The organism is Kitasatospora sp. NPDC004272 (assembly GCF_053603035.1).
In genome coordinates this window covers 1-9,270 of sequence record NZ_JBSGET010000218.1, presented here as the reverse complement: position 1 = coordinate 9,270, position 9,270 = coordinate 1, and the positions used below count along the sequence as shown (strand labels likewise).

The following is a 9,270-nucleotide window of genomic DNA, read 5'->3' as shown; positions in this document are numbered from 1 at the left end:
AGCAGACCGCCGCCGCGTGCTCCCACGCCTCGGCGGTCAGCCCCGGCCCCTCCTGCCCGAACAGCAGCACGCAGCGCTCCGGCAGCCGGAAGGTCGGGTCGGGTCCGGCGGAGCGTCCGGACCGTCCGGTCGAGCACGCCATCGCGGAGGACGCGGACGGCAAGCAGCCCAGTGCCCGGGACCGGCAGGGGGCGCACCGCCCCGAGGCCGAGCCGGAGCGCGGGGCGCGCGGGGCGGCGGACTTCGCCCCGGACGGAGCGCGTGCGGTGTCGGGGGCACGTGATCGCGCCGTAGGGTGAGTGCGTGAATGACCGTCTGGTATGGATCGACTGTGAGATGACCGGCCTCGACCTCGATCGGGACGCCCTGATCGAGGTCGCCGCCCTGGTGACCGACTCCGAGCTGAACGTGCTCGGCGAAGGCGTGGATGTGATCATCCGCCCGCCCGCCGAGGCGCTGGAGAGCATGCCCGAGGTGGTGCGGCAGATGCACACCGCCTCGGGCCTGCTCGACGAGCTCGCGGACGGCCTGACCATGGCCGAGGCCCAGGAGCGGGTACTGGCGTACGTCCGCACGCACGTGCCGGAGGCCGGCAAGACCCCGCTGTGCGGGAACTCGGTGGCCACCGACCGCGGCTTCCTGTCCCGGGACATGCCGGAGCTGGAGGGGCACCTGCACTACCGGATCGTGGACGTCTCCTCGATCAAGGAGCTGGCCCGCCGCTGGTACCCGCGCGCCTACTACAACAGCCCGCGGAAGGGCGGCAGCCACCGCGCGCTGGCCGACATCCGCGAGTCGATCGCCGAACTCCGGTACTACCGCGAGGCCGTGTTCGTCCCGCAGCCCGGCCCGGACACCGACACCGCGCGGGAGATCGCCGCCCGCCACCAGCTGCCCACCGCCTGACCAGGACTCCGGTCCGGGCGGTCGGGGAAACCCTGGCGCGAGCACCCCTCGGCATCCTGTAGAGTTCTTCCTGTCGGAGCGGGAACGCGAAAGCGGGAAAGCACCTGACAGATGGTGGGTGTAGCTCAGTTGGTAGAGCACCTGGTTGTGGTCCAGGTGGCCGCGGGTTCGAGTCCCGTCACTCACCCCATCACGAAGGCCCCGGTCGAGAAATCGACCGGGGCCTTCGCCGTTCCCCGGAATGCTCGCCGGAACGCCCACTGACGGAAGCGAGTTGGGACGCTCGTCCCCGGGCCGGACCGGTCGCCCCCGCACCTTCCCGGAGCGCTTTCCCGCACGCCTCGCCGCGCACCCGCCACGCACCCACAACGCACCCGCCGAACAGTGGCGTTCACCGGCGGTGTCACCCCGAACCGGTGCGACGGAAAACCCCCGCCGAATCCCCCTCGTCCCCCGGCATCCGTTTCCACCGGCATTCACGCCCCGCGATTCCGGGCGACCGGAAGCACGAGCAGAAGCAGGAGCAGAAGCACGACCGGAACGCGGCCGGAGGGCACTCGTGGGGAGCACGACCGGAAAGCCCGCCAGGCAGCCGCGGGCAACCGCGGCCGACGACCCATGGACGACCAAGCTACCCACTAGTAACATCACGGCATGACCACTACTGCGATCGGCGAGCTGCTCACCTCCACCGTCCCGATGGTGAAGACCCTGCAGCTGGAGTACCTGGAGACCACCGCGGAGCGGGCCGTGCTGCGGCTGCCCGACCTCCCGGAGTACCGCAACCACGTGGGCGGGCCGCACGCGGGGGCGATGTTCACGCTGGCCGAGTCCGCGAGCGGGGCGGTCGTGCTGGCGGCGTTCGGCGACCAGTTGGGCCGCGCGGTGCCGCTGCCGACGGTCGGCGAGATCTCGTTCAAGAAGCTGGCCCGCGGCGTGGTGACCGCCACCGCGACGCTCGGCCGGCCGGTCGCCGAGGTGATCGCGGAGCTGGACGAGGGCAAGCGCCCCGAGTTCCCGATCATCGTGGAGATCACCCGCGAGGACGGCGCCGTCACCGGCGTGCTGGAGATCGTCTGGACGCTGCGCCCCAACTCCTGAGCCCCAACTCCTGAGCCCCGACTCCCGAGCCCCCGCTCCCGAGCCCGGCCCACGTCCCGAACCGCCGTCCCGAACCGCCGTCCCGGCCCGAGCTGCCGTCCCGGCCCCGAACCGCACCCCGAGCCCCGCCCCGGTCGGCCGGGACGCCCGCCCGGGGCGCGCGGGACCACCGGCGCGAGGCACCGGCCCCCGGACATGCCGAACCCCCGCACGGGCCGCACCCCGCGCGGGTGGTGGCTCCCTCGCCGCCCCGCCCCCTGCCCTGCTCCCCCTCTGCCCTGCTCCCTCTCTGCCCCGCTTCCCGCCGCCCGCCGCAGCACGGCCCCGCCGCAACACCGCAGCGCCACAACACCGCAGCGCCGCAGCGCCGCCCGCCGTCAGGCGGAGTCGCGGACGATCAGCTCGGTCGCCAGCACCACCTGCCGCCGGGCCCGGCCGCGTTCGTGGATCTCGTCGAGCAGCAGTCGGGCCATGGTGCGGCCCATCTCCTCGATCGGCTGGCGGACGCTGGTCATCGGCGGGTCGGTGTGCCGGGCCACGATCGAGTCGTCGAAGCCGATCACCGCGACGTCGTCGGGGATCCGCCGCCCGGCGGCCCGGAGCACCTGCATGGCGCCGGCCGCCATCACGTCGGAGGCGCAGAAGACGCCGTCCAACTCGGGCTTGCGGGCGAGGAGTTCGCGCATCGCGACCCGGCCGCCCTCCTCGGTGAAGTCGGCCAGTCCGACGAGTTCCTCGTCGTAGGCGTGGCCGGCCTCCTCCAGGGCCCGGCGGTAGCCGCCGAGGCGGGCCTGGGCGACCTCCATGTCGAGCGGGCCGGTCAGGGTGGCGACCTGGGTGCAGCCGCGCCGGAGCAGGTGGCGCACGGCCATCCGGGCGCCGCCGGCGTTGTCGGCGTGGACGTAGCTGAGCGGTTCGAGGTCGCCGCGCCGGCCGGCCAGCACGGAGGGGATCTCCAGGCTCTCCAGCAGTCCGGGCAGCGGGTCGTCGCGGTGCACCGAGACGACCAGGACGCCGTCGACGCGCTGGGCGGTCAGGTAGGCCGAGAGCCGGTCGCGCTCGCGCTGGTTGCGGACCAGGATCAGCAGCAGCTGCATGTCGGTCTCGGCGAGCTCGGCCGAGACTCCGCTGATGATGTCGGAGAAGTACGGCTCGGAGAACAGCCTGGTCTCGGCCTCGGGCACGACCAGCGCGATCGAGTCGGTGCGCGAGGTGACCAGGGTGCGGGCGGCCCGGTTGGGCACGTAGCCGAGTTCGGCGATGGCGGTCTGGACGGCTTCCCGGGCCTTGGCGCTGACCCGGGGGGAACCGTTGATGACCCGGGAGACGGTACCGCGGCCGACGCCTGCCAGCGCGGCCACCTCCTCCAGGGTGGGGCGCGCGGTGGCTCTGCCGCCGGCGCCCGGGTGGAGCGCGTCGGGGCGCTGTGCGGTCGGGCTCATCGCTACACCTCTCGGTCTCTGGGACGGATGGGACGGATCCGCGGGACCCGCCCCCGGGCCCGCACGGACTGTTCATTGTGGCCGGTCCCGCGGCGTTTCCGACCATCCGGGGCGGCCCGGAACGTGTCCGGGGCAGCCCGCGGGCGTCAACGGCGGTGGTAACGAAGCCGGAAACGCTCCGGCAACGTTTGTGTCACCACGTCTTGACACTCACCCCCGCGACACAGCAACCTTCCGGCATGCCCAGCTGTGGGAGCGCTCCCACACTGTAGCCAAGATTCAGCGCACCAAGAACACCCAACGAAGCTCTCGTTCCAACCCCGGCACCACCCACGGAAGACCACCGGAAGCCCCCGGAAGACGACCGGAGCGGCACCGGACCGACCCGGACCAACCACCCGGACAAAGGAGTTCGCCCCCATGCGCACCACCTCCCGCCCGCGCAGAGCCGCTGTCGCCACCGTCGCGGTCCTCGCCGCCTCCACCCTGCTGCTCACGGCCTGCTCGTCGAGCTCGGACGGCAAGGGCGGCTCCAGCGACGGCAACTCGAAGATCACCCTGAACATCGGTGACTTCGGCGACTTCGGCTACGTGGAGGCCGGCCTGTACGACGAGTACATGGCCGCGCACCCGAACATCACCATCAAGTACCAGACCACCCAGGACGGCCAGAAGTACTGGGACGCGCTGACCACCCACCTGGGCTCGGGCAGCGGCCTGTCCGACATCCAGGCGGTCGAGGTCGGCTACATCGCGCAGGCCACCAACACCCTGGGCGACAAGTTCGTCGACCTCAGCAAGGCCGAGGGCGTCAACGCCGCCAACTGGCTGCCCTGGAAGTCGAAGCAGGCCACCACCCCGTCCGGCGCGATGATCGGTCTGGGCACCGACATCGGCCCGATGGCGGTCTGCTACCGCACCGACCTGTTCCAGCAGGCCGGCCTGCCGACCGACCGCGAAGAGGTCGGCAAGCTGTGGGCGGGCGACTGGTCGAAGTTCGTCGAGACCGGCAAGAAGTACCAGCAGAACGCCCCGGCCGGCACCTTCTTCACCGACTCGGCCTCCGGCCTGTTCAACGCCGTGCTGTCGGCCCAGCCCGAGCAGTACTCGGACGCCTCCGGCAAGCTCGTCTACAAGACCAGCGCCGGTGTGAAGACCGCCTGGGACCTCGCGGTCTCCGCCTCGGACGCGAAGATCAGCGCCGGCCTGCGCCAGTTCCAGGACCCGTGGAACGCGGCCCTCGCCAACGCCAAGTTCGCCGCGCTGGTCTGCCCGTCCTGGATGACCGCCACCATCAGCAAGTACTCCGGTGACGCGGGCAAGGGCAAGTGGGACGTCGCGGCCGCGCCGGTCGCCTCCAACTGGGGCGGCGCCTTCCTGACCGTCCCGAAGGCCGGCAAGCACATCAAGGAGGCCACCGAGCTGGCCGCCTGGCTGACCGCGCCGGAGCAGCAGGCCAAGGTCTTCACCAAGATCGGCGTGCTGCCCTCCACCGTGGGCGGCCTGCAGCAGCCCGCCGTCCAGGGCGCCAAGCTGGAGTACTTCAACAACGCGCCGACCGGCCAGATCTTCGCCGCTGCCGCCTCCTCCATCGTCCCGGCTCCGATCGGTGAGCAGGACGGCAACGTGAAGACGATCATCACCGACAACGGCATCCTCGACATCGAGGAGCACGGCACCGACCCGGCCAAGGCCTGGGACAACGTGACCAAGCTGGTCGACGACAAGACCGGCCACTGATCCGGGCCGGCACGCGCCGGTAGCCGATCCCTACTGCCCGGCCGGGTCCGCCCACCCGGCCGGGCGCCGTTCCGCCGCCCCTCGCCACCCCCGGGAAGGAAACCCCAAGTGGCCACCCACGTCCGCGCCGAGGCACCGCCCGCCGCGCGCTCCTCATGGCGCTCCCGCCTGTACCGGTTCGACCTGAAGGCCTCCCCGTACGCCTTCATCGCGCCGTTCTTCCTCTGCTTCGCCGCCTTCGGCCTCTTCCCGCTGATCTGGACGGGCTGGCTGTCGCTGCACTACGTCGACCTGCTCAAGCCGGACGTGATGGAGTGGAAGGGCTTCGGCAACTACACCCGCCTGTGGTCCAACGACCAGTTCTGGACCGCGCTGCGCAACACCTTCACCATCGGGGTGATCTCGACCGTCCCGCAGCTGCTGATGGCGCTGGGGCTGGCGCACCTGCTCAACTACCGGATGCGCGCCCGCGGTTTCTTCCGGGTCGCGATCCTCGCTCCGTACGCCACCTCGATCGCCGCGGCGACCCTGGTGTTCGTCCAGCTGTTCAACCCCGACTACGGCTTCATCAACTGGGTCCTGGGCGCCTTCGGCTTCCACCCGAACTGGATCACCGACACCTGGCCCTCGCAGATCGCCATCTCCACCATCGTGACCTGGCGCTGGACCGGCTACAACGCGCTGATCTACCTGGCCGCGATGCAGGCCGTGCCGAAGGACCTGTACGAGGCGGCCAGCCTGGACGGGGCCAACCGCTGGCAGCAGTTCACCCGGATCACCATCCCGTCGATCCGCCCGACCATCATGTTCACCATCATCGTCTCCACCATCGGCGCCACCCAGCTGTTCGGCGAGCCGATGCTGTTCGGAGGCGGTGTCGGCGTGTCCGGCGGCTCCGCGCACCAGTTCCAGACGCTCAGCCTCTACATGTACGAACTGGGTTGGCCGTCGCGCCAGTTGGGCCGTGCCTCGGCGGTGGCCTGGACGATGCTGCTGATCCTGCTGCTGATCGGCCTGGCGCAGTTCCTGATCAACCGTTACCGCAAGCGCAACGAGCTGGGAGGCTGACATGGCCGCGACCCTGTCCACCCCCTCCTCCCGCGAGGCGAAGCACGCCGAACCGGCCCGCCCGCGCGGCCTGTTCCGGCGCAAGGCCGGCGACCACGACAAGGCCGGCCCGGTCACCTACGTCCTGCTCGGCATCGCCGCGCTGGTCTCGCTGTTCCCGCTGTACTGGACCTTCGTAGCGGCCTCCAACACCGGCGACCGGGTGGCCCTGTCGCCGCCGCCGATGGTGCCCGGCGGCGAGCTGTGGAACAACCTCTCCACCGCCTGGGGCCAGGCCGACATGGGCAAGGCCCTGCTGAACTCCACCATCGTGGCGGGCTGCGTGTCGCTGTCCACGGTGCTGTTCTCCACGCTGGCCGGCTTCGCCTTCGCCAAGCTGCGCTTCCGCGGCCGCAACGCGCTGCTGACCCTGGTGGTCGCCACCATGACCATCCCGCCGCAGCTCAGTGTGATCCCGCTCTACCGGATCGTCACCGACCTGCAGTGGAGCGGCCACCTGCAGTCGGTCATCCTGCCCTCGCTGGTGGCGGCGTTCGGCGTGTTCTTCATGCGCCAGTTCCTGTCCGAGGCGCTGCCGTTCGAGCTGATCGAGGCGGCCCGGGTGGACGGCGCGAACAGCCTGCGGGTCATCTGGCACGTGGTGTTCCCGATCGCCCGGCCCGCCATGGCGGTGCTCGGCATGCTGGTGTTCGTCCAGTCCTGGAACGACTTCTTCTGGCCGTTCGTGGCGCTCAACGCGCAGAACCCCACCGTGCAGGTGGCGCTCTCGGGTCTCGGCGGCGGCTCCGGCTACGACGTCAACCAGGCCGTGATCATGACCGGCGCGCTCATCGGCACCCTGCCGCTGCTGTTGATCTTCGTCGTTCTGGGGAAGCACATCGTCGGCGGCATCACCTCCGGCGCCGTCAAGAGCTGATCCGCCGCGGACCGGCCCACCGGCCGGTCCCGGCACACCGCCCCGTCCACACCCGAGCCATGGGAGCGCTCCCGTATGACCATGACCGATCCGACCACAGCCGCCCACGCATCGGTGGCGGCCCCCCGGGTGGCCTTCCCGCCCGGGTTCGCCTGGGGCTCGGCCACCGCCGCCTACCAGATCGAGGGCGCGGCCGCCGAGGACGGGCGCACCCCGTCCATCTGGGACGCCTTCGCCAAGACCCCCGGCAAGGTCCTCAACGGCGACACCGGCGACGTCGCGGTGGACCACTACCACCGCTTCCGCGAGGACGTCCGGCTGATGGCCGACCTCGGCCTCACCTCGTACCGCTTCTCGCTGTCCTGGCCGCGGATCCAGCCCACCGGCCGCGGCCCGGCCGTCGAGCGCGGCCTCGACTTCTACCGCGCCCTGGTCGACACCCTGCTGGAGCACGGCATCTCCCCGGTCGCCACGCTCTACCACTGGGACCTCCCGCAGGACCTGGAGGAGGCCGGCGGCTGGCCGGTCCGGGAGACCGCCTACCGCTTCGCCGAGTACGCGGCGCTGGCCGGCGCGGCGCTCGGCGACCGCGTCCCGGTGTGGACCACCCTGAACGAGCCCTGGTGCAGCGCCTTCCTCGGCTACGGCTCCGGCGTGCACGCCCCCGGCCGCACCAACCCGGCCGACGCGCTGAAGGCCGCCCACCACCTCAACCTCGGCCACGGCCTGGCCGTCGGCGCGCTGCGCGAGGTGCTGCCGGCCTCGGCGAAGATCGCCGTCTCGCTCAACCTGCACCTGGTCCGCCCGCTCACCGACACCCCGGAGGACCGCGAGGCGGCCCGCCGGATCGAGGCGGTCGGCAACCGGATCTGGACCGGCCCGATGTTCAAGGGCGGCTACGACGAGGACCTGAAGGCGGACACCGCCCACATCGTCGACTGGGACGAGCTGGTGCGCCCCGGCGACGAGGCGGAGATCGGCCGTCCGATCGACCTGCTCGGCCTCAACTACTACAACCCGACCATCGTCTCGGCGCCCAGCGACAACGCCGAGACCGCCGAGGCGGCCCGCAACGACGGCCACGGCGACAGCGAGTTCAGCTGCTGGCCGGGCTCCGAGGACGTGGTCTTCCACCTCGCCAACGACGACGTCACCGCGATGGGCTGGCCGATCGACGCCTCCGGCCTCTCCGACTCGCTGATCGGCATGCACCGCGACTTCGGCCTGCCGCTGCTGGTCACCGAGAACGGCGCCGCCTTCGAGGACGAGGTCGGCCCGGACGGCGAGGTCGACGACCCCGAGCGGGTCCGCTACGTCGAACTGCACCTGCAGGCCGTCGCCGACGCGATCGCCGCGGGCGCCGACGTCCGGGGCTACTACGTCTGGTCGTTCCTGGACAACTTCGAGTGGGCGTACGGCTACAGCAAGCGCTTCGGCGTCGTCCACGTCGACTACGAGACCCAGAAGCGGACCCCCAAGACCAGCGCCCGCTGGTACGCGGAGGTGATCCGGCGCGGCGGGCTCGCCTGAAGCACCGGCCCGGACTCCCGCACCCCCGCACAGTGTGACGGAGTGTGAGCAACGAGCGTGACCGCGGGGAGTCCCGCTCGTTCTCCCCTGGTGTGCGAACCAACCACGCGAAGCGACCGCGACGTTCGGACACCTCCCGACGCCGGTGGGGGCGGCCCGGCACACTGGCGGCGAGCGGCATGCTCGCCGCCCAGGTGCTGGGGCTCGGCCTCGGCGCGACCGCCGCCCGCGCCGCCGACACCGGGCACCCCCCGCAGCACCCCGACCGTGCCCTCGGCACGGTCGTCCGCGCGAGCACCGGCGGCGACGGCCCGCTGGACGCACCGCTCGACGGACCGGCCGACGGGGCCCTCCACGGCATCCGCGGCGCCGACGGCCCCGATCCGGCCGACGTCGTGGACGGCGGCGACGACGGCGGCGACGGCACCCGGCCGGCGCAGGACCTCGGCGACGCCCTCGGCCACCACCTCGCCGGCGGCGAACTCCCGCTGCCCGGCCACCAGGCCGACCGCCCCGACGCGTTCGCGCTGGCCGCCGGCCTGCTCGCCGCCGTCCCCGCGCGGCCCC

General features: G+C 71.9%; 7 protein-coding genes, 1 tRNA gene and 2 pseudogenes. 8 read left to right on the top strand and 2 right to left on the bottom strand.

Features of this window, described 5'->3' with window-relative positions:
* Positions 1-85: pseudogene (locus ACWEO5_RS36875) on the bottom strand (rRNA methyltransferase); the annotation flags it as partial.
* 218 nt (positions 86-303) lie between these two features.
* Here ACWEO5_RS36875 and orn point away from each other — a divergent pair.
* The 3 genes from orn to ACWEO5_RS36860 all read left to right on the top strand — a co-directional run bounded on the left by orn (position 304) and on the right by ACWEO5_RS36860 (position 2,007).
* Positions 304-906: an oligoribonuclease gene (gene orn / locus ACWEO5_RS36870; protein WP_452166459.1), complete on the top strand. Its 603-nt coding sequence runs from the start codon at positions 304-306 to the stop codon at positions 904-906.
* 114 nt (positions 907-1,020) lie between these two features.
* Positions 1,021-1,096: transfer RNA gene (locus tag ACWEO5_RS36865), tRNA-His, on the top strand.
* 464 nt (positions 1,097-1,560) lie between these two features.
* Positions 1,561-2,007: a DUF4442 domain-containing protein gene (locus tag ACWEO5_RS36860; protein WP_344558084.1), complete on the top strand. Its 447-nt coding sequence runs from the start codon at positions 1,561-1,563 to the stop codon at positions 2,005-2,007.
* Positions 2,008-2,384: 377 nt separating this feature from the next.
* Here ACWEO5_RS36860 and ACWEO5_RS36855 read toward each other — a convergent pair whose 3' ends face one another.
* Positions 2,385-3,449 carry a LacI family DNA-binding transcriptional regulator gene (locus ACWEO5_RS36855; RefSeq protein ID WP_452166458.1) on the bottom strand — a complete coding sequence of 355 codons (1,065 nt, stop codon included), beginning with the start codon at positions 3,447-3,449 and terminating at the stop codon, positions 2,385-2,387.
* Between the two features lie 420 nt (positions 3,450-3,869).
* On the opposite strand from ACWEO5_RS36855, the gene ACWEO5_RS36850 reads away from it, so the two are divergent.
* The 5 genes and pseudogenes from ACWEO5_RS36850 to ACWEO5_RS36830 form a co-directional block, all read left to right on the top strand.
* Entirely contained in the window at positions 3,870-5,189 is a 1,320-nt protein-coding gene (locus tag ACWEO5_RS36850; protein WP_452166457.1) for an ABC transporter substrate-binding protein, read from the top strand.
* A gap of 108 nt (positions 5,190-5,297) precedes the next feature.
* Entirely contained in the window at positions 5,298-6,257 is a 960-nt protein-coding gene (locus tag ACWEO5_RS36845; protein WP_344558081.1) for a carbohydrate ABC transporter permease, read from the top strand.
* A gap of 1 nt (position 6,258) precedes the next feature.
* The gene (locus tag ACWEO5_RS36840; protein ID WP_344558080.1) at positions 6,259-7,173 is read left to right on the top strand and encodes a carbohydrate ABC transporter permease; all 915 of its coding nucleotides are present in this window, start codon (positions 6,259-6,261) and stop codon (positions 7,171-7,173) included.
* A gap of 75 nt (positions 7,174-7,248) precedes the next feature.
* Positions 7,249-8,703, top strand: a complete 1,455-nt coding sequence (locus ACWEO5_RS36835; protein WP_452166456.1) for a GH1 family beta-glucosidase — start codon at positions 7,249-7,251, stop codon at positions 8,701-8,703.
* 179 nt (positions 8,704-8,882) lie between these two features.
* Positions 8,883-9,270 (top strand): annotated as a pseudogene (locus ACWEO5_RS36830) (hypothetical protein); the annotation flags it as partial.